The 24,118-nt window shown below is 64.4% G+C and carries 15 protein-coding genes; 7 read left to right on the top strand and 8 right to left on the bottom strand.

The window, feature by feature from the left end; translation table 11 throughout:
* The first annotated feature begins 27 nt into the window (after positions 1-27).
* Positions 28-2,538 (top strand): DNA gyrase/topoisomerase IV subunit B, encoded by a 2,511-nt coding sequence (locus Pan44_RS15935; RefSeq protein WP_145031003.1) that lies wholly within the window; start codon positions 28-30, stop codon positions 2,536-2,538.
* Positions 2,539-2,661: 123 nt separating this feature from the next.
* Complete coding sequence (locus Pan44_RS15930) at positions 2,662-3,951, top strand: aminotransferase-like domain-containing protein (protein ID WP_145031002.1); 1,290 nt, start codon at positions 2,662-2,664, stop codon at positions 3,949-3,951.
* A gap of 22 nt (positions 3,952-3,973) precedes the next feature.
* On the opposite strand, the gene Pan44_RS15925 is transcribed toward Pan44_RS15930, so the two are convergent.
* Both Pan44_RS15925 and purB read right to left on the bottom strand, forming a co-directional pair.
* Positions 3,974-4,213 (bottom strand): hypothetical protein, encoded by a 240-nt coding sequence (locus Pan44_RS15925; RefSeq protein ID WP_145031001.1) that lies wholly within the window; start codon positions 4,211-4,213, stop codon positions 3,974-3,976.
* A 33-nt stretch (positions 4,214-4,246) separates the two neighbouring features.
* Positions 4,247-5,677 (bottom strand): adenylosuccinate lyase, encoded by a 1,431-nt coding sequence (purB, locus tag Pan44_RS15920; RefSeq protein ID WP_145031000.1) that lies wholly within the window; start codon positions 5,675-5,677, stop codon positions 4,247-4,249.
* A gap of 59 nt (positions 5,678-5,736) precedes the next feature.
* Between purB and Pan44_RS15915 the strand changes: the two genes are divergently transcribed.
* The gene (locus Pan44_RS15915) at positions 5,737-6,096 is read left to right on the top strand and encodes a DUF4288 domain-containing protein (RefSeq protein WP_145030999.1); all 360 of its coding nucleotides are present in this window, start codon (positions 5,737-5,739) and stop codon (positions 6,094-6,096) included.
* Positions 6,097-6,110: 14 nt separating this feature from the next.
* Here the strand turns inward: Pan44_RS15915 and Pan44_RS15910 are convergent, their stop codons facing one another.
* From Pan44_RS15910 to cysC, 3 genes are all read right to left on the bottom strand, one after another.
* On the bottom strand, positions 6,111-6,374 hold the full coding sequence (locus Pan44_RS15910) for a EutN/CcmL family microcompartment protein (RefSeq protein WP_145030998.1): 264 nt from the start codon (positions 6,372-6,374) through the stop codon (positions 6,111-6,113).
* A gap of 53 nt (positions 6,375-6,427) precedes the next feature.
* Positions 6,428-7,921 carry an aldehyde dehydrogenase gene (locus tag Pan44_RS15905; protein WP_145030997.1) on the bottom strand — a complete coding sequence of 498 codons (1,494 nt, stop codon included), beginning with the start codon at positions 7,919-7,921 and terminating at the stop codon, positions 6,428-6,430.
* Positions 7,922-8,149: 228 nt separating this feature from the next.
* A complete protein-coding gene (cysC, locus tag Pan44_RS15900) occupies positions 8,150-8,758 on the bottom strand; it encodes an adenylyl-sulfate kinase (RefSeq protein ID WP_145030996.1) in 609 nt (202 codons plus the stop codon).
* A gap of 565 nt (positions 8,759-9,323) precedes the next feature.
* On the opposite strand from cysC, the gene Pan44_RS15895 reads away from it, so the two are divergent.
* Both Pan44_RS15895 and Pan44_RS15890 read left to right on the top strand, forming a co-directional pair.
* Entirely contained in the window at positions 9,324-9,953 is a 630-nt protein-coding gene (locus tag Pan44_RS15895) for a sigma-70 family RNA polymerase sigma factor (protein WP_145030995.1), read from the top strand.
* A 135-nt stretch (positions 9,954-10,088) separates the two neighbouring features.
* Positions 10,089-10,898 carry a class I SAM-dependent methyltransferase gene (locus tag Pan44_RS15890; RefSeq protein ID WP_145030994.1) on the top strand — a complete coding sequence of 270 codons (810 nt, stop codon included), beginning with the start codon at positions 10,089-10,091 and terminating at the stop codon, positions 10,896-10,898.
* Between the two features lie 60 nt (positions 10,899-10,958).
* Here the strand turns inward: Pan44_RS15890 and Pan44_RS15885 are convergent, their stop codons facing one another.
* Positions 10,959-11,891, bottom strand: coding sequence for a sugar nucleotide-binding protein (locus tag Pan44_RS15885; protein WP_197453372.1), 933 nt, complete (start codon positions 11,889-11,891; stop codon positions 10,959-10,961).
* 295 nt (positions 11,892-12,186) lie between these two features.
* On the opposite strand from Pan44_RS15885, the gene Pan44_RS15880 reads away from it, so the two are divergent.
* Together Pan44_RS15880 and Pan44_RS15875 are read left to right on the top strand one after the other, a co-directional pair.
* On the top strand, positions 12,187-13,992 hold the full coding sequence (locus Pan44_RS15880) for a M3 family oligoendopeptidase (RefSeq protein WP_145030992.1): 1,806 nt from the start codon (positions 12,187-12,189) through the stop codon (positions 13,990-13,992).
* Positions 13,993-14,115: 123 nt separating this feature from the next.
* On the top strand, positions 14,116-14,967 hold the full coding sequence (locus tag Pan44_RS15875; protein ID WP_145030991.1) for an undecaprenyl-diphosphate phosphatase: 852 nt from the start codon (positions 14,116-14,118) through the stop codon (positions 14,965-14,967).
* Here Pan44_RS15875 and Pan44_RS15870 read toward each other — a convergent pair.
* Together Pan44_RS15870 and Pan44_RS15865 are read right to left on the bottom strand one after the other, a co-directional pair.
* Positions 14,962-20,895 carry a hypothetical protein gene (locus Pan44_RS15870; protein ID WP_145030990.1) on the bottom strand — a complete coding sequence of 1,978 codons (5,934 nt, stop codon included), beginning with the start codon at positions 20,893-20,895 and terminating at the stop codon, positions 14,962-14,964. The genes Pan44_RS15875 and Pan44_RS15870 overlap by 6 nt on opposite strands.
* The gene (locus tag Pan44_RS15865; RefSeq protein ID WP_145030989.1) at positions 20,892-24,029 is read right to left on the bottom strand and encodes a hypothetical protein; all 3,138 of its coding nucleotides are present in this window, start codon (positions 24,027-24,029) and stop codon (positions 20,892-20,894) included. The genes Pan44_RS15870 and Pan44_RS15865 overlap by 4 nt, the downstream gene beginning before the upstream one ends.
* Between the last annotated feature and the right edge of the window lie 89 nt (positions 24,030-24,118).

Genomic DNA, 24,118 nt, shown 5'->3' with positions numbered 1-24,118 from the left:
GATTGCATCCCGGAGGAGTGTTTCTCGGTGGCTGGAACTGACAGCGGAACTGATTCGACCAAAACGACTTCTGTCGAATATGGCGCGGAGCAAATCAGGGCTCTTGAGGGAATCGAAGGGATCCGGCTGCGCCCGGACATGTACATCGGCGGAACCGACCAGCACGGCCTGCACCACCTGGTCTACGAACTCGTTTCGAACTCGATCGACGAGAATGTCAACGGGCATGCTTCGTACGCGCTGGTGAACCTGCACGCGGACGGTTCGTGCACGGTGGAAGACGACGGCCGCGGTATTCCGGTCGGGCCAATGCCGGACATGGACAACCGCCCTGCCCTCGAAGTTGTGTTCACCGAGCTGCACGCGGGGGGCAAATTCGACCGCAAGAGCGGGTACCAGGTGGGCACGGGCGGTCTGCACGGGCTGGGCGTGAAGGCGGTCAACGCCTGCAGCGAATGGGTGGAAGTGGAAGTGAAGCGCGAGGGCTTCGTCTGGACGATGGAGTTCGCGGAAGGCAAGGTCACCAAGCCGCTGACGAAACTGGGACCGACGGAAGCCACGGGGACCAAGGTCACCTTCAAGCCGGATCCGACGATCTTCAAGGGGGTGCAATTCTCCTACGAGACGATTCACCGCGTGCTCCAGGACGCTGCCTTCCTCAACGCTCGGCTGCGGATCCGGATCGCGGATGACGCCTCGGGGCGGTCGGACGAGTTCTATTACGAAAACGGGCTGGAAGCGTTCGTCAAGCACCTGAACCGCACCGAGACGACGCTGTTTCCAAACGTCATCCAGATTTCGGGAAACGCTCCGGCGGATGCGGGGGGGCAGGTCGATGTGAATGTCGCCCTGCAATACAACGACGGCTTCACGGAAACGGTCCGCTGCTACGCCAACGGCATCTACAACAGCGAAGGCGGCGCCCATCTCAGCGGCTTCCGCACCGCCCTCACCCGTGTGCTCAACAGCTACGCGAGGAAAGAAGGGATCATCAAAGAGAAGGACGTCAACGTTCAGGGCGAGGACTTCCGTGAAGGCCTGGCGGCTGTCGTGACAATCCGGCATCCGGATCCGAAGTTCGAGGCCCAGACGAAGATCCGCTGCCTGAACCCCGATGCGGAAAGCGCGGTGTCAGCGATCGTCGGCGAGCATCTCGGCAAGTATTTCGAAGAGAATCCGCAGGTCGCGAAGCTGCTGTGCACGAAGGGTCTGCGCGCGGCGGAAGCCCGCGAGGCCGCACGAAAGGCCCGGGATCTCGCCCGCGACAAGAACAAGGTTTCGGGGGGCGGACTGCCGGAAAAGCTGCGTGACTGCCGGAACCACAATCTCGACGTCTCGGAACTGTACCTGGTGGAAGGTGATTCGGCCGGCGGATCGGCCGACACCGGACGCGACTCGGCGACGCAGGCGGTGCTTCCCCTGCGCGGGAAGATTCTGAACGTCGAGAAGGCACAGCTGATCAAGGTGCTGGCGAACCAGGAAGTGGCGGCGCTGTTCAAGGCGATCGGCATCTCCCCGATGGCCGAAGATATCGACATTGCGAAGCGGCGTTACGGCAAGATCATCCTGATGACCGACGCCGACGTGGACGGCTCGCACATCCGGACACTTCTGTTGACGTTTCTCTTCCGCCATATGCGGGAACTGGTGAAGCAGGGCTGCGTGTATATCGCCCAGCCGCCGCTGTACCGGGTGCTGCAGAAGAACCGCCGGAACCAGAAGCCCCGCTATGTGCAGACGCACGAAGAGATGATGGGTGAGCTGCTGGACCTGGGTCTGCACGGCGCAGAACTGACGCTACACCACCGACCGGATGATCCCTCCCCCAACGGCAAGCCGCCGAGGGTGTTCGGCGCGAATCAGCTGAAGAAGCTGGCCGAAGTGATGACGCAGATCGACGAGCCACTGGCGACCCTCGAGCACCGGGGGATCAACCTTGCGCAGTTCGCGAGGGCCCACTCCCGCGAGGGTGAGCTGCCGCGATTCCGGGCGACTGTCGGCTTTGAGGAGAAGTGGTTCTTCACGAAGGAAGAGCGCGAGGCGCACGAAGCGGAGACGCGTCCGGCCGCGACAGCGCCTACGGACGGAGCCGCAGCGCCGGTGGAATCTCATATTTCCGAGCTGCATGAAGTCCGCTCGATCAACAAGGCCGTCGCGACCCTGCGTTCGGACTTCGAGCTCGATCTGCGCGATCTGACGCTGCCGCCGAACGTCAACGCCGAGCCGGTCTTTCCCTATCTGCTGTCGACGGAGAACGGCGAGCGGAAGCTGCAGACGATTCGTGACATCGTGCCGGCCCTTCGCGATCTGGGCGGACGCGGCCTGAACTACACGCGGTTCAAAGGGCTCGGGGAAATGAACCCGGACGAACTGTTCGAAACTGCGATGGATCCCAGCGTCCGCATCCTCAAGAGGGTCACCCTGGACGATGCGGCCTCGGCGGAAGAGATCTTCCGAGTGCTGATGGGAGACCACGTGGAACCGCGGCGCGAGTTCATCGAGAAGCACGCGCTCGAAGTTCGGGACCTCGACGTTTAGGCGCAACCACGAAGTCACTGACGGGACGAGAGTTCGTCATGGAACCCGCCGGTCGCGGCCGGCGGTTTTTTTCGGCGCGACGTGCGCTGCACCAGATCCCCTGCCGCTCGTTGATTGGTCACGATGTCACACGTGCTCCACACATCCGGACTCTCCCAGCGCAGCCGCTGGGCGGCCGACCAGGCGATCAGCTTCCTGATGCAACAGGGAGTGGAGAACCCGGGGTGTATTTCGCTGGCCGCGGGACTGGTCGACGAAGACTCCCTTCCGGCCGAGCCGGTGCGGGAGACGGTGGTGACGCTCCTTTCCGACAGCGCCTCCGCACGGTCGGCGCTGCAGTACGGAACGACACAGGGCCGACTGGACCTGCGGGGCAGCCTTCTCGATTACATGGCGGCGCAGGAAGGCGTCCCTCGTGAGACGCTGGGGTATGACGCCTCACGGATGGTGGTGACAACGGGCTCGCAGCAGCTGCTGTCGCTGCTTTGTGAAACGCTGCTCGATCCGGGTGACATCTGCATCGTTGGAGCGCCGACGTACTTCGTGTTCCTGGGATGCCTGGCGGGGGTCGGGGCCGAGCCGATCAGCGTGCCATTGGACGAGAACGGGATGCAGCCGGAACTGCTCGAGCAGGCGCTCGCACGGCTGAACGAGCTGGGGCGGTTGCCGCAGGTGAAGATGATTTACGTCGTCAGCGAGTTCGATAATCCGAGCGGCGTCTCGGTGTCGCTGGAACGTCGGAAAGCGATTGTCGACATCGCGAACCGCTGGTCGATCCACAACCGAATCCTGATCCTGGAAGACGCGGCGTATCGCGATCTGCGTTTCGACGGCAATCCCCTGCCCAGCCTGTTGGCGCTCGACGGCTCGAAGGAACAGGTGCTGTACACGCAGACGTTCTCAAAAACGCTCTCCCCCGGGCTGCGCGTCGGTTTCGGCGTGCTGCCGAAGGACGTCATGAAGCCAGTGCTCGACCGTAAGGGGAATGAGGATTTCGGATCGGCGAACTTTCCGCAGGCGATCGTGACCCGGATGCTGAAATCAGGAGCGTTCCAGGAACACGTGCGGCATGTGCGGGATTCGTACACGCGCAAGCGTGACGCGATGCTGGCGGCCGCCGAGAAATACTTCGCGGACATACCGGGCGTGACGTGGCGGCGGCCCTCCGGGGGGCTGTATGTGTGGATGAGCCTGCCGGCGTCGATTCCGACGGGCTTTCAGAGCCCGCTGTTCCAGGCCGCGGTCAAGCAGCACGGCGTGATGTATGTGCCGGGCGAACTCTGTTTCGCGCCGGTCCAGGGAGGGCGTCCCAAGAATCACATGCGTCTGAGCTACGGCGTGCAGACGCCGGAGGGGATCACGGACGGGATGTGGCGCCTGTCACGGGCGGTGAAGCAAGTACTGGCGGGTTGAATGCGGGCGACGGGCGTGAGGGTCACTTCTTGATGAGGACGGCCGCTGCGACGCAGCCGAGTCCGATCAGGAACTGGACAAATCCGATCCACTTCAGGCGCCGTCCGAAGCTTCTGTCTTCGAGAATTTCCCGACGGACGACCATCCGCTCCTCATACGAGACGAAGAGTCGCGTAAAGAGGATCGGACGGCTGGACAGGAACCACGTCGCGCACGCCCCGAAAGCGAAGACGGCGGCTGCGATTGCGAGCCAATTGTTCATTGAACGCCAGGTCACTCCGAGCACAGGCGACCGTCAGACGCGCAATCCCTCCGTCGCCCCTCGGAGGTCGCCAACATATTTCTTTCGGACCGGCTCCACGAAATCTTCAACAAAGTCGTCGACCTGCTGCGGAGCCCGGCCGATGTAACGCCGGGCGTCCAGTGTGGCCCCGACGTCGACCTTAACAAAGCCTGAATCTTCCTGAAGGCGCTGAATCAGGTCATTTGGTCGGCCGAATTCCTTGACTTCGCGGGCGGCCGCCTGGCTGTGGACGCGAATCCGCTCGTGGAGTTCCTGGCGATCCCCCCCCTGCTGGACGCCGGCCATGAGGATTTCTTCGGTGGCCATGAACGGAAGTTCCTCTGCCAGATGGCGACCAATCACCTCGGGATAGACGACCATTCCGTCGACGATGTTTCGATAGAGAATGAGGGTCGCATCGATTGCGAGGAACGCCTGCGGAATGACGAGTCTGCGGTTGGCGCTGTCGTCGAGCGTCCGCTCCATCCACTGCACTGCCGCCGTGTCGTCGGCGCTGCCTGCCAGATGCATGGCGAACCGCGAGAGGGCGCACATCCGCTCCGCCCGCATCGGATTGCGTTTGTAGGCCATGGCGGAGGAGCCGATCTGCTTCGTTTCGAACGGCTCTTCGAGTTCTTTCCGGCTCTGGAGGATCCGCATGTCTGAGCCCATCTTGTGGGCCGACTGGCCGATGCCGGAAAGGGCCGCCAGCACCTGGGCATCGACCTTCCGGGAATAGGTCTGGCCCGTCACGGGGTAGACCGCTTCAAATCCCAGCTTGGCCGAGACGCGTTTTTCGAGTTCCGACACCCTGGCGTGATCGCCGCCGAGCAGTTGCAGGAAGGTGGCCTGGGTTCCGGTGGTCCCCTTGATCCCGCGGAACTTCAACTGGTCGATCCGGTGTTCGATTTCCTCGAGGTCGAGGACAAGGTCGTAGCACCAGAGGGTGGCCCGCTTGCCGACGGTGGTCGGCTGCGCCGGCTGCAGGTGAGTCATCCCCAGGCAGGGAAGATCGCGGTACTTCGAGGCGAACGCCGCGAGAACGTCGATCACCTGGACGAGCCGGCGGCGGATGAGATGCAGCGCCTGCCGCATCTGGATGAGTTCGGTGTTATCGGTGACTTCGCATGAAGTGGCGCCGAGGTGGATGATGCCGCCGGCGGTGGGGCACTGGTCGCGAAAGGCGTGCACATGCGCCATCACGTCGTGACGGAGTTCGAGTTCGTATTTCGCGGCGACGTTGAAATCGATGTTGTCGACGTTGGCGCGGAGCTCTTCGACCTGGGCTTTCGTGACATCAAGGCCGAGTTCATTCTGGGCTTCGGCGAGTGCGACCCAGATGCGGCGCCAGGTGGAGTGCTTGGCCTGATCGGACCAGAGGGCGCTCATCTCCTTCGAGGCGTAGCGGGAATTGAGCGGAGATTCGTAGACGTCGTGGGACATGGAACGCATAGTAGGGAGGGCAATCTCTCTCGCCAAATCCCTCGGCCAGCAGATCGTCCATGAAGTTCGAATCCAGATATTCGGCGAAGCTTCTGTTTCAGTTTCGGGTCGAGGTGAACGGCTCGTCAGGCGTCCGTCGCCTTTGCGAAGAACGCATCCTCACATTCTCCGCGGAAAACGCCCGGCAGGCGTTACGCGAAGCCAAGCGCCGGGGCCGCGCGGCGAAGTACCGCTTTCCAAACTCCGACGGCAATCCAGTCTACTTTGAGTTCGTCGGCGTTCTCGAACTGATTCGATTGCTCGATGGCGACTCGGACGAAGTCTGGTACGAAATCGTCGAGCGTGTTCGTCCCATGGAGCGGCGTTCAACGCTCATTCCGCCAGAGAAACGACTCTCCGCGATCAGGCACGCGGAGTGACCTCGACGGACGCCTCACGACTGCGGATCAATCTGCCCGAGGACGGCGAAGCGGACGGGGCTGTTTTCGACTTTCATCATGTCGCGGATGGTTGAGCCGTCGGCGGTGATCATGACTTCGTCGCCGGTGGAACTGCCCAGCTCGCAGATTGCGATTTGCGGGTCACCATCCGGTTGCTTTTCCTGATCCAGTGGCTGGACGATCAGGAGCCGCCAGCCGTTCAGCGACGGGTGTTTCGCCGTGGCGGTGGCACGTCCGACGACTCTGGCGAGTTGCATTGGGCAGCGTTTCTGAATGCGACGTCATCAGCCGGCTGACGCCGGCCGCTCGCCTAAATCATACGGAGATCGTCGGCGAGGACGAAGCGGCGGCTGCGGGTGAAGGTGGCGGGCGTGGTCACCCCTTCTCCGCTGGGGGTGGCGACGCTGAACGAGAGGAAGCCTTCGCCTCCGAGGCCCAGGCCGGCCATTGATGGGCCGTTCGCGATGAACAGGGTGGTGTTCATCAGGCGGCCCATCATCGTCGTGGTCCGCATGTCGCGGGAATGGATGATGGCGGTGTGGCCGAAGCCATGCTCGAACTCGAGGGCCAGTTCGATCGCGTGCTGCGTGTTCTTGGCGCGGACGAACGGGACAAAGGGCATCATCTGTTCTTCGGGGACGAACGGGTTGTTCGTGTCCGTTTCGCCGTAGAGCAGTTGCGTGCCGGCCGGGACCTTCACGCCGATCATCTGGGCGAGGACTGCGGCGTCTTTTCCGACGAGATCCTTGTTGAGGATCGCGTGCCCCCCCTGCTCTTTGGGAGGAGCGAAGGCGAGTTTGGTGAGGGCGTCGATCTGCGTGGAGTTCAGGCGGAATCCGCCATGCCGCCCCACGGCGTCCATCAGCTTGTCGAAGATCGGGGCGACGGCGAAGACTTCCTTCTCGCCGATGCACAGGAGGTTATTGTCGTAGGCGGCGCCGGCGACGATGCACTTTGCGGCGTTGTCGATGTCGGCCGTTTCGTCGACAACGACAGGCGGGTTGCCCGGTCCGGCGACGACCGACTTCTTCTTGGCGGCGAGCGCTGCGCGGGCGACGGCAGGACCGCCGGTGACGCAGAGCATTTTCACGCCGCGATGCTGGAAGATCTCGTCGGCCGATTCGATTGTCGGCTTCTCGATGATCGTGACCAGGTTTTCGATGCCGATCGCCCTGGAGATTTCGCGATTGAAGCGACGGACACCTTCGCAAGCGATCTTCGCTCCGCTGGGATGCGGATTGAAGACCATCGAGTTGCCGGCGGCGGCCATGTTGACCACGTTGCCGGCGAGCGTCGGGAGAGAGTGGGTCACAGGCGTGATCGCGCCGATGACACCGAAGGGGGCCTGCTCGATCATCGTGAGGCCGCGGTCGCCGGTATAGGCGGTCGGCTTCAGGAACTCTGTCCCCGGGACGAGCTTGATGATCTTGAGCTTCTCGACCTTGTGATCGAGGCGGCCGATTTTCGTTTCTTCCATTTCCAGCCGGCCGAGTTCTTCGGCCTGCTGTTCGCAGAGGGTCTTGACGATCTGGACGACCTTCTCGCGGTCGGAGACCGGCCGCATGCGAAACTTCTCGAAGGCCTCTCCGGCCGCAGCGACAGCGTCGTCGACGGAATGGAAGACACCGTCGGAGCCGCGTGATCCAGCCGAGAAAGCCGCACCGTTGCGGGAGGAGATCACGGGGATCTCGCCGCCGGAGGTTCGTGCGGGCGCCGGTTTTGAAGCCGCTGTTGCGGGCTTCGAGCCGAGCTGCTGCAGCACCTGCTCCACGACCGCGCGAATCGTCGTTTCCGTGGTATTCATGTCAAGCCGGGTGAAGTTTGTCGGTCGCTCCGTCCGCGCAGGCTCCCTCCGCCGACGCGCTTCTCATGGAAGATCGGTCGATGCAGCCGGAGGCGTTTCCTGATTTGCCCCGGGGCGTTGCGACTGGATGGTCCAGCCGCCGTCCTGGGCCGGCTGTGGCGATTGGTTGGTCGACTGACAAGCGGGCGGGATCAGGGGGCAGATGCCCCCTGGTCGCCTCATGCGGGATCAGCCGAGGAGATTCTTCGACTTGAGGTAGGCGACGACTTCGTTCGCCAGTGCGTCGATTCCCTTGTTGTTGGAATCGAGAACGAGTTCCGGCTTTTCCGGAGCTTCGTACGGGTCATCGATTCCGGTGAAACCCTTGATTTCGCCGGCACGGGCCTTCTTGTAGAGGCCCTTCGGGTCGCGTTTTTCACAGGTTTCGAGGGACGCGTCGACGTAGACCTCGATGAATTCCCCGTCCTTCAGGAGGGCGCGGACGGCGTCGCGGTCCTTCTTGTAGGGGGAGATGAAGGCGGTGAGGGTGATGACGCCGGCGTCGGCGAACAGCTTGGCGACTTCGCCAATGCGGCGAATGTTTTCCGCACGGTCTTCGGCCGAGAACTTGAGGTTCTTGTTGAGGCCCATGCGGATATTGTCGCCATCGAGCAGATAGGTGTGGCGGCCCATCTGATTCAGCATGTGGTCGACGGTGTTGGCGATCGTGCTCTTGCCGCAAGCGGACAGGCCGGTGAACCAGATCACCACGCCCTTCTGTCCCTTGATCTTTTCGCGGTCAGCACGGGCCACGCTGTGGTCGTGCCAGGTAACGTTGGTTGCCAGTTGTTCAGCCATGGAAATGGTCGTCCTCAAATGAAAGCGGTGAATCCGGAGTTGGAGCACCGGGGCCAGCCAATCGTGGCCAGGTCGGAAAACCGGCCACAACGAACAGGCGGCACGTCCAGGTGCTCGACAAGGGGCCTCCCGGCGAGGCCAGAAAGAGGGATGCTAGAGGCGTTGCGACCTCTTGAAAAGCCGCAGGGGTCGGATCGCGCGCCGGGCGTGTCTCCGCGGAATCCCGGCCGCCTTTCCCCCTCTCGCCGGGTCAATCGAGACGGCCTCCGACGGGGCAAGGCGTCAAGGAGTGCATGGGCCAGGGGGTGGTCCTGTTTTCTTGCCCCGCTCCCCGGCCCAGTCGAGAAAACGAGAGTTCCAAGGCCAATCGCCCGGTGATTCCGAGGCCCGACACCGAATTTTCCTGGCATAACCCCCTCAAGTTCGTGCTGTTCATTGTCCCTCCCGCCATTCATGAGCGGTTGCGCGCCGGGGCGAGCCGCTCCCCGGGATTCGACACACGGGAGTTCTGTTAGACTGGGAAGTCAGTCACCTTCGAGAACTGACAAAACCTGTGAAGGGCCGCATGGAGCCGAGCGTCGAACCGTCCCCGGAATTGTTGCGAAACGCGGCCGACGGGCAGGCCGAGGCGCTCAACGCCCTGCTGGACGGGGTGCGGGACCCGATTCGCCGAATGATCCGAGCCCGGATGGATCGGCGGATGGCGGGGCGCGTCGACGCGAGCGATATCGTCCAGGACGTGCTCATGGAGGCAACGCGTCGGTTGCCGGACTACATCCGCGGGCCGGCCATGCCGTTCCGGCTGTGGCTCAGGCAGATTGCCCAGGACCGGATGATCGACCTGCACCGCCGTCACCGGGCGCAACGACGGGACGTGACCCGCGAACAGACGGGTGCTCCGGCCGGCTGGGACGACGCCTCGTCACTGGACCTGGCGGCACGCCTCGTCGACTCGGAACTGACACCGGCCGCGCATGCCATCCGGCAGGAACTCCAGCGTCGGTTCTACTCGGCGCTGGATGAACTGCGTGAGGACGACCGTGAAGTGGTGGTGATGAGGCATGTCGAGCAGATGGGGAACAACGAGGTTGCAGAGGCGCTGGGGCTGACGCCGGCGGCGGCGGGGATGCGGTACCTGCGGGCGTTGCGGCGGCTGAAGGAAGTGCTGGGAGAAACGCCTTCGCAGGCGGAGTGACTTGCTGGCGTTCCGGTTTTGGCAGACCCTTGAACGGCTCAGCGCTCAACCTCGACTCGCCGACAACGCGTGGAAGTCGCTGGCATTCGCGCACGGCCGAAACGGCCGTGGCACGTTACATCACTCACGATCGACATGATGCGTCCCCGTCCGGAACTTGAACAAAACCGCGCGGCCTGGAACGGGCTGGCCAATGAACACAGCCCGTTTGCGAAACCGGCCACGGATGCTGAACTCACGAGCCCGATCGCCTCGCTCGACAGCCGCGGCTGGCTTCCGGGAGACGTCTCGGGGTTGAACGTGCTGTGCCTGGCGGCGGCTGGGGGCTGGCAGTCGATTCTGTATGCGGCGGCGGGGGCGCATGTCACGGTCGTCGACATCAGCGACGCCATGCTGGCGATCGACCAGCGTGAGGCGGATCGCCGCGGCTTCAGGATGCGGCTGATCCAGGGGACGATGGACGACCTGGCGGGGTTGAACGCCGCGGAATTCGACATCGTGCACCAGCCGGTCAGCACGTGCTACGTCCCGAAGCTCGAACCGGTTTACCGGGAGATCGCGAGGGTGCTGCGCGAAGGGGGGCTGTACATCAGCCAGCACAAGCAGCCGACATCACTGCAGATCAGCCACCGCGACGCGTTCCACCGGTACGTCCTGGGGGTCTCCTATTATCACGAAGGAGCTCTTCCGGAGCTGGCGGATGTGGCCTATCGGGAAGAGGGAGCGACCGAGTACCTGCACCGCTGGCAGGACATGGTCGGCGGCCTGTGCAAAACGGGGTTCGTGATCGAGGACTTCGTCGAGCCACGGCGGGGCGATCCGAAAGCAGCGCCGGGGCACTTCGGCCATCGAGGGATGGTCGTTGCTCCGTACGTGCGGATCAAAGCGCGGCGGATGCGGGAGGCGCAGAGTTATCTGGGCCGGAGTGCGATCTGGACGCCGTGAGGGGCGTGGACCTTCCGCTCAAGAAGCCGGGCGTTCGCGCAAGCAACCGGGCCGTCTTGATCAGGCCGCGCGGAGCTGCACTGTCGCGTTGGGGGCGAGCTTCTCGCGGTGTCCGTTGATCTGCTGGGCTTCCAGCCGTGCGAGGGATTCCGAGAGCAGCGGCATGGGGATGCAGAGGTCGCGTCGGAGCTTGCGGGTCTGGAGCGAGCATTCCCCTGCCCCGAAGCCGGCGGGAGCTTCCGTCTGCACGGAGGCCTTGCGGGCGGGAATCCAGGGAAGATTGAACTGCCCGGCGAGCCGCTGTGCGAAGCCCATCGGGCTGATGCGCTCGGCGCCGGCGACGTGATAAGCGCCGGTCAGATCTTCGATGAGCATCTTCTCGAGGATCTCGGCGAGATCGGTCGCGAGAATGGGAGTGGCGTGGCGGACGGGATCGAGCTGAATCGGCCGGCGAGCCTCGATGAGAGCGAGGGTATTCTCGAGCCAGCCGGCAGTCCGAGCAGGAGACCAGCCATAGGCGTTGGTGCGGACGATCAGGGAGTTTTCACAGGCATCGACGACAGCGGCTTCCATCTTACGAATGGCCAACGCGGCGGGAGTCGCGCAGTGCGACTCTCCCTCCTCGTCGTGAAACATCCATGGTCCGGTGAAGACGGCGTCGCTGGAGATGAAGACCGTCTTTGCGCCGATGGCGTTCGCTGCGACGGCCCAGGCCGACATCTTCTGGGTCGATTCCGCGCGAACGGCCTTGCCGGACGAGGGATCCCAGCAGGAGCGGGAGGCGGCTCCGCAGAGAACGACGGTCCGGGGGCGGACTTCCGCAACGGTGCGTTCGGGGGAGAGCTGGTCGCCGGTTTCCGGCAGGACCTGGCAGTCGACCAGATCGATTCGTCCCGCAAGGGAGGCGGCAAAGACGTCGCAACGATCGGCGAGATGGATCGAGAGGCTGGCCCCGACGACGGTTTCTGCACCAACGACAAGAATCGGATTCACGCGGAGCGTCCTTGCTGAAGCGTGGTCTTGTGGCGACATCCATGTCACCGCCGGTCCGCAGCGGGTTCCGAAATTGGCGGCCCGCTTTCCGGCGGGGGAGTTATAGCGCGGACTGATTTTGTTCGCCAAGAGCAAACGGCAGAAACTGCCGGTCGCCGGGGTCGGCGTGCGGTGCAAGCTGAGCCGGGTGATGGTTCTCAGCGATTTGCGATTGGCGAACGCCATTTGCGAGGCCCTTCGTGCGCGGGTACAGTCCGCGCGACTCTATTTCATCGCTGGAAAGGACTCGCAAACGATGGCCAAGTATGCCGTGACGTGGGATCTGGATTCCTTGCTGCCGCATCCAGACACGGCTCAATTCAAGGAGCTGTTCGAGCGATTCCGCACCGACCTGGAGAAGGCGGCGGCGGATTCCGAAAAGCTCGAACCGCTTTCGAAGAAGTCGCTGAAGGTTTGGGAGGAGTACGTTCCCCGGCTGAGCAGCCTGATGGCGAGCTCGGAAGACCTGCATGCGTTCATCGGCTGCCATGCCGCGGCCGACGCCGAGAACAAGCTGTTCCAGCAGATCGAAGGCCAGCTGGCAGCAGTCAGCCCGCTGCGTTCGCAGGTGTTCACGAACCTGGAATTCGCGCTGCAGACTTCGACAGACGCGGATTACGCAGAGAGCATGGGCTCGAGCCAGCCGCTGAAATCGATCGGATTCTTCCTCGATGAATGCCGGCGCAGCGCCCGCTTCCGGCTGCCCAAGGACCAGGAGATTCTGTCGTCGGAGCTGGCGGTCGACGGCATCATGGCGTGGAGCCGGCTGTACGACCGCATCTCCGGCGCGCTGAAGATCGAGGTGATGGAGAAAGGGGAGATTGTCCGGAAGTCGCCCGGGCAGGTGACCTTTGATTCTCCGGAGCGGACGATCCGTGAGAACCACTTCTGCGCGGCGTCGAAGGCGTGGGCATCAATCGCCGACACCTGCGCGGATTCGATCAACCACATCGCGGGAACGCGGCAGGTGAAGTATCGCCGGCTGGGCCTCAAGGATCATCTCGACCTGCCGCTGCGCTACAACCGGCTGAAGCGCGAAACGCTGGACATGATGTGGAAGTGCGTGAGCGACCGGAAGAAATCGCTCAAAGCCTATTTCCAGAGGAAGGCGGAGCTGATCGGCGTCGAGAAGCTGGCCTGGTTCGACCAGGCGGCTCCGCTGCCGAAAGGGCCTGGCGAGAACTCGCAGATCACCTACGACGCGGCCTGCGACACGATCGTGTCGACGTTCAGTGCGTTCAGCCCGCACATGGGAGATTTTGCGCAGCGGGCGATCAGCGATCGCTGGATCGAAGTGGAGAACCGGGGCGGGAAGCGGCAGGGGGGCTTCTGCACGGGGTTCCCGACGAAGCAGCAATCGCGGATCTTCATGACGTATACGAACAGCGCCGACAGCATGTCGACTTTGGCGCATGAACTGGGGCACGCCTACCACAGCTACGTGCTGAAGGATCAGCCGTACCTGCTGCAGGACTACCCGATGAACCTGGCGGAGACGGCATCGACATTCGCCGAGGCCGTTCTGGCAGAGCATCGCCTGAAAACGGCGAAGACGACGACCGAGAAGCTGTCGCTGCTCGACCATGCGCTGTCGGATTCCGTGGCGTTCCTGATGAACATCCACGCGAGGTTCATTTTCGAGAACGCCCTGTATGTCGAGCGGAAGAGCGGCGAACTGCCGACCGAGCGGCTGTCGGAGCTGATGCTTTCCGCGCAGAAAGAGGCGTACCTGGACGTGCTCGACAGCGAGGGATGGAACCCGCTGTTCTGGGCGTCGAAGCTGCATTTCTATATCGGCGGATTGCCGTTCTATAACTTCCCGTACACGTTTGGATACCTGCTGTCGCAGGCGCTGTTCGCCATCGCGCCGAAGATCGGACCGGAGTTTCCCGACCGTTACCGGAAGCTGCTGGTGCTGACGGGCTGCCGCGAGACGGAAGATGCGATCCACGAATCGCTGGGGATCGATCCGACTCAGCCGGAACTGTGGAACCTGGCGCTCGACGTCGTCGACGCGAAGGTGAAGCAGTTCGTGGAATTGAGCCAGCCGGCCGCCACCTAGGCCGTTTTCACGGCTCGTGTGCGGGCGACGGAACGGATCTCGATTCGCATCGGTCCGTTCATTGCCTGCGGAACCCGGAAGACCCACTTTGAAGATGCTCTTGATCACTGAGCACCTCCACGCATGAGCTATCTTGAAGCCATCCTGCTCGGCATCGTGCAGGGCATTACAGAGTTCCTGCCGATCAGCTCGGACGGTCACCTGCTGATCGTGGAGCACTGGCTGGGGCGGAAGGTCGACAACGTCGCCATCAACGTCGCGCTGCACGCGGGAACGCTGTTGTCGATCGTGGTTTATTTTTTCCGGGACCTGCTGGAGGCGCTCCGCAAGCCGCGGCTGATCGTGGCGATTGTCGTGGCCACATTGCCCCTGATTCCGCTGGGGCTGTTCGGCAAGCGGATCATCGACGAGACGCTGAACACGACGACGGCCGCCGGAGCGGGGCTGCTGGTGACAGCGGCGTTCCTGTTCCTGGCGACGCGGCTCAAGGAAGGAACGCGGACCCTCGACGAGATCACTCCGCTCGACGGGCTGGTGGTGGGGCTGTTCCAGGTGCTGGCGCCGGCTCCGGGGGTCTCACGATCCGGGTCGACGATCCTAGGGGGCCTGCTGCGGGGGATGACGCGGGATGCGGCCGCCCGATTCGCGTTCCTGATTGCCGTGCCGGCGATCAGCGGAGCGCTTGTTCTCTATTCGCGCAAGCTGCTGAAAGGCGAGGATGGAGAGGCACTCGCACTGGGACCGCTTGCGGTCGGAGCCGGGGTGTCGTTCGTGGTCGGGATCGCCGCGATCCGCGTGCTGATGGCCATGGTGATCAAAATGAAGCTGGCGATCTTCGCGTGGTATTGCCTGATCCTGGGATCAGCGGTGCTGATCATGAGCCTCACTTCACCCGGGGCGACGCATTCGCCGGGAGAGTCGCCTGCTCCGGCCGTGCAGCAGATGGCAGCGCCCCCAGCCGATTCCGGATCATGAGGCAGCCGGGGAGCCCGCGGATCTGTTGCGCGACCAGCAGAGAAGCTCCCACAGCGCGGCGGCGAACGCGAGCAGTGCGCCGAAGACGCTGGGTGTGAAGAACAGCCACCAAAGGAGCCCAATGCTCATGAGGGCGACCCCGGGGTGACTGGCGAGGCGATCCGCCCACTGGCGGCGGGCGACCCACTCGCCCCCCTTGGTGACGACAAACGCCCAGACGATGAACCAGGCCGAGACGAACGTTCCCTGAAACAGGCGGCGCGAGATCGACCAGGCGGAGTGGCCGGTGGGGAGTTCGACGACCGCGTCGGGGTCCGCCGCGGCGATCAGCATCCCATCAGCGAGGACCTGCTCGGGCGACCTGGTCAGCAGCAACGACGCCGGGGCGACGGAGTTGGGAGCGGTCACGGCGCTGGTGCGGGCAGACCACGAATCGATGAGGCTTTCGACCTGCGCCGCCAGTCTCCCGAGCCGGGGTGAATTGCGACCGAGCTGGCCGAGGGCGAGCAATTCTTCTCTCAGCCAGGTGGGGGGGGTGACGCCAATTGGAAGCCTGCCGGCGGCGGAGAGGAGGTTTTCAAGGCGGGCGGCCACGAGGAGTTCGGCGCCTGCGGGACGTTCCAGGACCTCGGGGCTCCAGCGTGTTGCTTCTCCCGAGGGAACTCTCGCGAGATAGGTGACCTGCAACTCGAGCCCGCGGGTCAGCGGCCCGGGTGGAAGGCCGGGCGCCCCACCCTGCCCTGGGGGCGCAGTCCATTCGGAGACGACCGCGACCGGTTGCGAAGGACGCAGCAGCAGCTCCCAGACGCCGTCGCCGGCGGGTTCCAGCAATGCTCCGGTCGACGCGCGGACCGCTTTCAGGGCACCGCCGGAGGCGGGCTCGAACCTGAGAATCCCGACACGAGAGGGGCTGATTGTCAGTCGTGTCTGGCCGTGAATCTTTTCCGAAGCATCGAAGGTGACGATCTCTGCAGTGGCCTGCCCGACGATTTCGGCCTCGGTGCTGGACGAGACTCGCCAATCCGTGCCAGACAGGGCGAAGACAAGGAGGTGACGAGTGGTGAATGGGGCGGCCCACATGGCGGGCGCATTTGCCGGCAGCTCATCAAGGAAGTCTCCCGGAACGTCGCACGAGGGGACGAGCGAACGGGGGACGGCGAGGTAGGTTTCCGGCGCGACGGAAAGGTCGATGAGACGCGGCAGGGCACCGGAGCGGTCAATCGACTGCTGCATGGGCGAGGTCATCAGCACCCTGGCGGACGGCAGGCGACTCGATTTCGACTGCAGCTCGATCCGGACGCGGTCATCCGGGAGCATCCGCCGGCCCTCTTCGGTGAAATCCGAGGACTCATCGATGCGGGTGCTGGCCGGCGCGTTGATGGCGATGGTGGCTGGAAGCTGCTGGCTGGATTCCAGCTGCCATTCGATGGAACACTCGGCGCTTCCATCGGCGGGAAGCGTCAGGAACTCGACCAGCTTGAGGGGGCTGGCAGGATTGATCCAGCGCATTTCGAAGTCGGATTCCCGGCCCGTGAGCGCCAGGCGGCGACTGGACGGGACCTGCGGTTCCCATTCGGTGTCGCCACTGCTGACGAGGGGGGACGCTGCACTGCTCCGACGGACCTGGAGCAACTGGTCTGTCGAGGAAGTCACAACGATTTCGCGGCGGGAGATGATCGTATTCGCGAGGTCGAATCGTGGGACGGGGCTGATCGTCCCGGCTTCCAGATGGAGCTTTCCCGCCAGTCGGACATTCTTCGTGCCGAGGCGATCGTCCCCCACGACGAGGAGCAGACGGTCTCCTTCGCGGATGAAGCGACTCAGTCGTTCGACGTCCCGTTCGACGACGCTGGCGGAGGTGATTTCGATCGCTGGATCGATCCGGAATTCGTAGAGGAAGCCGGGGCGGACGGAGGTTTCGATCCGGGCCGTTCCAGTCCAGGCGACCGACGAGCCGGCGGAGACGAGCGACTGTTCGAGTTCGGCCGTCCTGCCGGTGGAGCGCCGCGACAGCATGAAGGCGAGCGGCAGAGGCCGATCAAGTTCCAGGGCCGCCCCCGGGATCGGCAGTCCGCGATCTTTCCGGAGTGAGAAGGAGGCCTCTGACGGCTCGATGGCCCACACTCCGGACTCGGGATCCGGCTTGGAAATCATCTGCAGCTGAAAATCGGGACTCGTGACGAAGGCGAACTGGTGGTTGCTGAGGCGCGGCGGCGGGAGCAACGGAATGGGTGGGATTTCGATTTCCGCCGCGGGCTGCACCGGGAGTTCGAACTGGAAGTCGACGGACTGGCCGACGATCGGCGGGCTGGTGAAGTCGAGCAGCAGCCGCAGTCGTTCGCCGTCAGTGCGGGTGCGCCAGTGGGCGAGAGTCTGTCCGACGACGGACGCCACGATGCTTCCCTGAGGGAGCTCGAGTTCGAGTCGGGCCGACGCGAATGGATCGGCGAGTTCAGGGGTTTCGAAAATGAGCCGCGTCTGAACGAGCAGCGTCAGTGGTTCGGCGGTGACGACGGACTCGGCGCGGGCGGTGACGGTGGAATCAAGAGTGGATCGCTCGGGGCTCTCCGTTCCCCGCCAGCGGGCATGCCAGCGGCCGGTCGCTCCGAGGGCGCAGGTCACCGATCCAGCATCGCCCTGGGTCCGTCCGCGGGCGGACGAACGCAGATCGCGAATCGGGCCGGCCGAGCTGTTGATGGCGCCGACGGCAGCTGCGCAGCGAGGGATCATCAGGGCGAACTCGCGTTTCAGCCCCCCGGCTGGAACACGGAGGGAGGCCTGCATCTGGACGACATGCGACGCAGGCTCGCCGGGGACTGCGTCCGGGGACTCTGGAAGCGAGAGGATCAATCCGGCGCCGTCGGCCGTGGGGACGAAATGGGCCGGCTGGCCGTCAATCTGGACAGCGTCGGGACCTCGAAATGTCAGTCCCTCAAAAGGAATCTGGACCGACCTGGTCGCGTCGGGGCGGGGAATCACCAGGTTGAACTCGACGCTCGCTGACGCGACTTCGGATTCATCGACCGCCAGGTCATACCTGGCGCTGCGAAGCAGGAAGGAAGGCCCGAGGCGATCGCGCTGCCAGGCGCCGATGTCGCTGGCGACGGCCTCGGAAACGAAAGCGGTGGAGGTTGGCAACCCGTCATTCTGCGGCAGAAGCACGTTTGGCCTGGACGACTGAACCTGGGCCATCGCAACGACCATGGAAGAAAGGCCGCAGACAATCGCGACACCGGTGACGCCGACAAACCTTGGAACGGGCGTGCCTGTGGAGCGCGCGACCGAGCCGGGCCATGGCGTCACCAAGCGACGCGGCAGGCAGCCGGCGATCAGGAAGCCACAGAGGGTTGCGCCGGCCATCGCCCCGAACGGGGGCGGCAGCAGCCAGGCGGACGTTGCGGCGATCGCGGAGACCGCGGCGACGAATCGGAACGTGCCGCGGCGGTAACGCCGAAGCATGGCGACGGCGAGCATCCCGCCGATCATCAATGACCAGTTCAAGCCGTCCAGAAGCCGCTCAGACCACGAGACCATTGTGGTTGCGCCGGGATAGCTTTCGCCGGCGACGGAGATCAGTGACGAGTCGTTCGATTCGAATCGCTGCGAGAGGGTGGTCGGCTCCCAGAGTTCGCGCCACGCGTCGCCATTGAACGGGTTAAAGATCGGTGCGCCTGAGGGGCGGCTCAAGGGCGCCAGGAGGCGCTCACGAACGGAAGGACGGCGCATGCCACCGACGAACTCGAACGGAGCATCGATCGCCGTGACGCGACGATCGGTGGGCGTCTCGATGCGCCAGTTCCAGCGCTGCACGTGTGAGGGGACCTGGGGCCAGGGCACGCGATCGCGACGTGGAATGCTCTCCCCTGCTGTCGGGGTGCTGTAGCGGATGACCAGTTCGCGGACGGTCCGGGAGGTTTCAGGAAAGCGAAGGTCCTGTCCGACCGGCGATGCACTGACGGGAGCACCATCTCCCAAAACCTCGATCAACGACCACTCCCCGTCAAACCCGATCGAGGCTCCCGACAGGTCGACGGCCGAGTCGAAGACGACCTGGGCGCGATGAGTGGTTGCACGGGTGGCGCTATCGACGACGGTCTGGAGTTCGACGACGGCGAGCGCGTCCTTGAGCAATTGCTGAGGAACGACTTCGTGGGGCTGGTTGACGCGTGCGCCCGGTCGGGGCGGCTGTCGAAACTGATCGATGGCGTGGGAAGACGCACCGCGGTGGATGGTTGCGGCGCCGAGGCGAACCGGTTCGAAGAAGGCATTGCTTCGCAGGCCGGGACGAAGGGAGTTCAGCGCGATTTCGGGGCCAAGCTCGGCCGGCGGAGTGGCCAGTTCATCGGGGCGGGTGAGCAGGAGATAAGCATCGCCGCCGCCGTGGCGGGGAACCGCCACTGGCCGAGGCAGCGAGGAGTCCGCCGTGTTGGACTGGGTGGCCATTGCGATCGTGACGAGACTGCCGCGTTGAGGCGTGGCCGGCGCCCGGAGGAGGATTCGATATCGGACGGCCGTCTCCGATTCCTCGAGCGGGCGGAAGGTGAGAGACGCGGGGTTTCCGACGGCGTCGGGCGCGGAGACCGAGACGATCTTCCAAGGCTTCAGGACATCGATATCGAACTCGAAGAGGGGCGACCGGATGGACTTGAGGTCGACAAGGGTGAGGACCTCCGTGCGGGGGCCGTTCTGACGGCGTTTGACGAAGTACTCGGCAGACCACTCGGCGGCCGGGGCCCGTGCGGTGACGAGGAGAGTTCCGTTGCCGGACGTGCCGCGATAGGTCCAGGCTTCACGGGCGGGTTCGACGGCGAGAGCGACCAGTTCATAGTCGGGCGCCTCGACGTGCATGATCTCGAGAGGTTTTTCAAACTGCAGGACGACCTCCTCGCGCAGCAGGAGGCCATTTCGCGGCACGATGCGGCTGACCGAAAGAGGTTGCGACCAATCGGCGGGACGCTCCATCACCAGGCGCAGGTCGACCCGCTGGCCGACCGCGAGGTCTCCCAGCGGAATCCGGACGAGTCCGGCCTGCCCGACAGGATGTTCGAGGGGGAGCCGTTCGTCGCCGCCAATCGCCGCACGCAGCAGCGTGAAGCCGTCGGGAACTTCGACTTCGGCGACGGCGGGGCCTGCTGACGAACTCAGAATGCCCACCGCGGACTGGACCAGAACCCGGGTCGAGGTTGCGGAGAGGGTTTGACGGAGATCCATTCCGAATCGTGCCGCGGTCGCTTTCAGCCGCGGCAGGAATCGGATGGTGCAGTTGGAACGCGCCCCCGCTTCACAGGTGAGGGTGACGGTTCCATCGGGCTCATTGACCGTGGACGTTTTCAACAGTCCCTGTGTTTCGGCCTGGAGGCCAGCAGGGACCTTTAGTTCCACGCGAGTGGCGACCGAGGTGAGCCAGTCGAGAGAGAACTCGAGGGAATCCCCTCGACGGAGTCCCTGCTGCGAGCACTGGAAGCGAATCTCCGCGCCATCGCTTGGACAGAGGAGGCAGGTCGAGCCGGCGGAGTCGGATCCCCAGACGGCCTGCTGGCCATCGAGTTCCAGGTTGCTGACCGCGAAACTCGGACGTCCGAGCGAAAGGATCGCAGGCTCGTCCGACAGCCGCATTGTGCCGGACGCTTCGCCGACGAGCGAATCGTCGGGCATCAGGCGGAGGGTGTAGTGGGCCCGATTCAGACCGCCCGCGGCGCGGCCGATGCGCCCGGAAGCGAGGGACGCGGCGTAGGCATCAAAGGTGGCACGGTCGATCGAAGCCCAGCCGTCGGGAAGGCGCACAGAGGCTTCATCGACGGCCATCGGGTGCAGCGGTTCAATCGCCGTTGCGACGGCCGCCCAGGAAACGCAGAGCGACGCCAGCAGGCCGGCCATGAACGGCGCGACGCGAAGACGCATCGAGGAACCGCTCGAAGCGGAACTCATCGAGGGACTCCATGGTCGCTGCCGGTGGGGCGGAGGATCGTCGATCGCAGCGGATCATTCACCTTGGGAGCGGGAGTGCGCACGGCGGGCTGGATCGAGGATTCCCGGGCCGGAGAGCGGTAGCGCCGGCGGCGGGTCCGACCATCCACGGCCGTGGCCGCCATGGCCATCACGACGCCGACAAGCGCCGGTTGCAGCAACACCTGGATTGCTTCGGGGAACCACAGGCCGGCGACGCTGATGAGGAACGCGAGGAAGAGCAGAACGACGACATTCTGCAGACTGCGGATCGTCCAGAAGGCGAAGCCGAGAACGAGCGTGACCCCTGCCCCGATCAGAATCACGAGCGACCTGTCGATCGTCCAGATGACGAGGCTGGCCGGCGCGCCAATCTGGCGATAGGCGTAGCCTTCGACGCCCGTCTGCGTTCCGTCCGCTTCGAAGCCGGCGTCCTTCAACGTCGCGAGGTAGGCGGGTGAAAGAACGCGGCGCCAGAAGAGGCCCACCCTCTGCCATTCAAACAGCCGGGACATTCCGGGCGGCGAACAGAAGAGGACATCCGTTTCCGGGAGGTCGATTTTCCAGATCAGCTGGTCGATGTAGGTTCCAGCGACAAACTGCGGGAATGCGACTCGTACGCGGCCAATCGCACCGCTGCCTCCCTGGGGCATGACGTCGTAGGCGACCCGCAGCCGGGTCGCTCCGTCTCCTGCGGCGGGGGGAACTTTCATCGTGACCACGTTTCCGGGGGTTCCGGAAGGTGTTGGGAGAGTCTCGGCAGGCAGGCCGTTGATCGTCAGCCCCTGCGAAGTCGCCGAGGGGGGAAGCGTGATGGTGAGCGTGTCGCCGCTGCGGTCGATCTCATAACTGGCGACCGTGCGATGGACTCCTCCGGGAGTCAACTCGGTGCGGATGAATGCTGCCGAGATGACGGCCCGTTCCTGCACGAGGGGCCGGCCGCTTTCGAAAGTGATTGCGGCAGACTCGGCCTGCGGATCGGCGCTCCAGCGACGACGATCGCTGGAGGTGACGATTTCCTTCCAATTGGAATCGGCGACGTTGATCCCGGTGCGGGCCGCAGGCGAGGCCTCCATCGTCAGTTCGTGGAACTTCACATCCGGTGTCAGAACGACGGGCACCGTCATTCCCGCCTGTTCAGGCGTCCGCGGCAGGGCGTAGCGAATCGACACGCGGATAAGGCCAATCCGCGGGCGGGCGAACGGGACGCGGAGGGAACCGGAGGTCCACTCGAGGTCGGTGACTTCCCGGCCGTCGACCCAAACCTGAAACGCGAGCCGCTCCGCCCCGGGCGTCACCGGGAATTCCGGCGGAACGTTCAAGCGAAGCGCGTCCATTCTTCCATAACGGACGTCCAGCATGACCTGCTGTTCGACGGTCATCCGGCGGGTTTCGACCGCTTCCACATAGACGTTGGCCGTCGCGGAGATCGTCCGGGCTTCGACGGATCCGTGAACGGCAAGCGGCTCAGATGCAACGGCCTGACGAAACGCGCCGATGAGCCGCGAGTTTTCGGAAGGGACGGCGGATTCGACCTGCGGTTCGGACGTTGGAGTCGCGGCCCGGACATCAATCCGGAGGGGATCCGCCGCACGGACGGTGACGACGGCGGGTTCCGTCCAGGTGGCCGCCGGCACCGGAGGCGGGACCAGGAAGTTGAACTCGGCCCCCTTCAGGGATCGTTCGTAGCGCAGTTCGGCGAACTTCGGACCACTGGATGTGGAGGCCCACTCGAAAGTGACTTCCGAGCCACTCCTGGTCATCGTGGCGCCCGAGGACGCGAGACGTGGACCGATGGCGGGCATCCATCCCGCAGCCTCGAGGGCCGAGACATCGACGACCATGCGCGTCACCTCGCCGGCCTCTTCGTGGACATCGAACGCGGCGGTCAGGGTGGCGAGGTCTTCCCTGATATTCAGGTCGACGCGCGGCCGGCACGCAAACAGCGGCTCGATTGGCCTGAGTTCGAGGGTCAGCCGCCAGTCGCTGGCGGAGAAGGCATACGTCAGCATTGCGGGAGGCTCCCCGACCGGGGGGATATCTTCCACGCGTTCGACGTAGCGCAAGGATGACTGCTGGGGGAACAACTGCAGCCCCTGGGCCGGCAGAATGCGGATGCGGCCGTCATGAGTCCGAACGCTTTCGATCTCGAATCCCGAGAGACTCAACAGTGGCTGGGTGGCCCCGAGCGGACGCTCCAGTTTCCAGCGCAGCTCGATGCGGTCGGAGACCCCTTCGACGAAATTCAGGCGGAACCACCCCGGACGGCCAGGCACCTCTTCGCGGTCTTCGAGGAGCGGTCCTGTGACGTCGTTGAACTCGAAGCCCTCGGGGATACGGATGAGGATTTCGTTGGAGGGGGATTCCATGCGAATCAGCGTCTGCTGGGCGTCCATCTCCCAGCCGGCGCCGCGCCGGCGAAGCGTGTAGGTGGTGCTGGCGACTCCATCGGCTGGGGGACGCAGGTTGCGATCCTGCCAGCTGAGTTCCAGCCGGCCGGCCGGGCTGCCGCCGGTGACGACGGTTTCATTCTTCGCGGCGTCGAATTCGGTCCGCAGCGCGGCTTCGCGATTGGACGACCGGACGATGTAGTTGCCTCCCGGAATCCGGAGCCGCACCTGGGCTTCGAACAGCGGTGGCATGACGGGGAGAGAGAGCTGCATCTGGCGCCCGGAGGGGGTCGACCGGACAGGGACGCCCAGTTCGAATTCGAGAGTGTGCTGGCCCTGGCCGAAGAATCGCCAGTGCAGCCCATCATCCTGCAGGGCGGGCTGGCCGGGGAGGCGCGATCCGACGCCCGAGGACTTCTGACGATAGATATGGGCCTGCCCGAGACGAAGCGGCACATCGAACCAGCCACCAGCCCGGTTGACTTCGATATTGATGCGGACGGTGAGGTCGGCGCGATCGCCGTTCATGACGCCGTCGATCGCGACCTCAGAGACGTGATACGGAGGAGCAGCGATGTCGGCGACCGGAGGGGGAACGGGCGCGGGTGTCGGGATCGAGGGAGGAGGCGGGAGGGGTTCGACGTCGAGCGGGACATCGGGGGCCTGCCCGGGGTCTGCGGCGGCATTCTTCCGGTCATCCAGAACCGCGGACGCCCCGCTCCCCATTCCGCCGACCGATCCTCCCGCGGGGGCCGATGCGCCCGTTCGAACGGGTGCACTTTCCTGGGCGGAAAGGACGCTGCTCCAGGCGAGGA

The organism is Caulifigura coniformis (assembly GCF_007745175.1).
In the GTDB taxonomy this organism is placed as follows: Bacteria; Planctomycetota; Planctomycetia; order Planctomycetales; family Planctomycetaceae; genus Caulifigura; species Caulifigura coniformis.
This window is presented reverse-complemented; position numbering and strand designations above follow the sequence as displayed.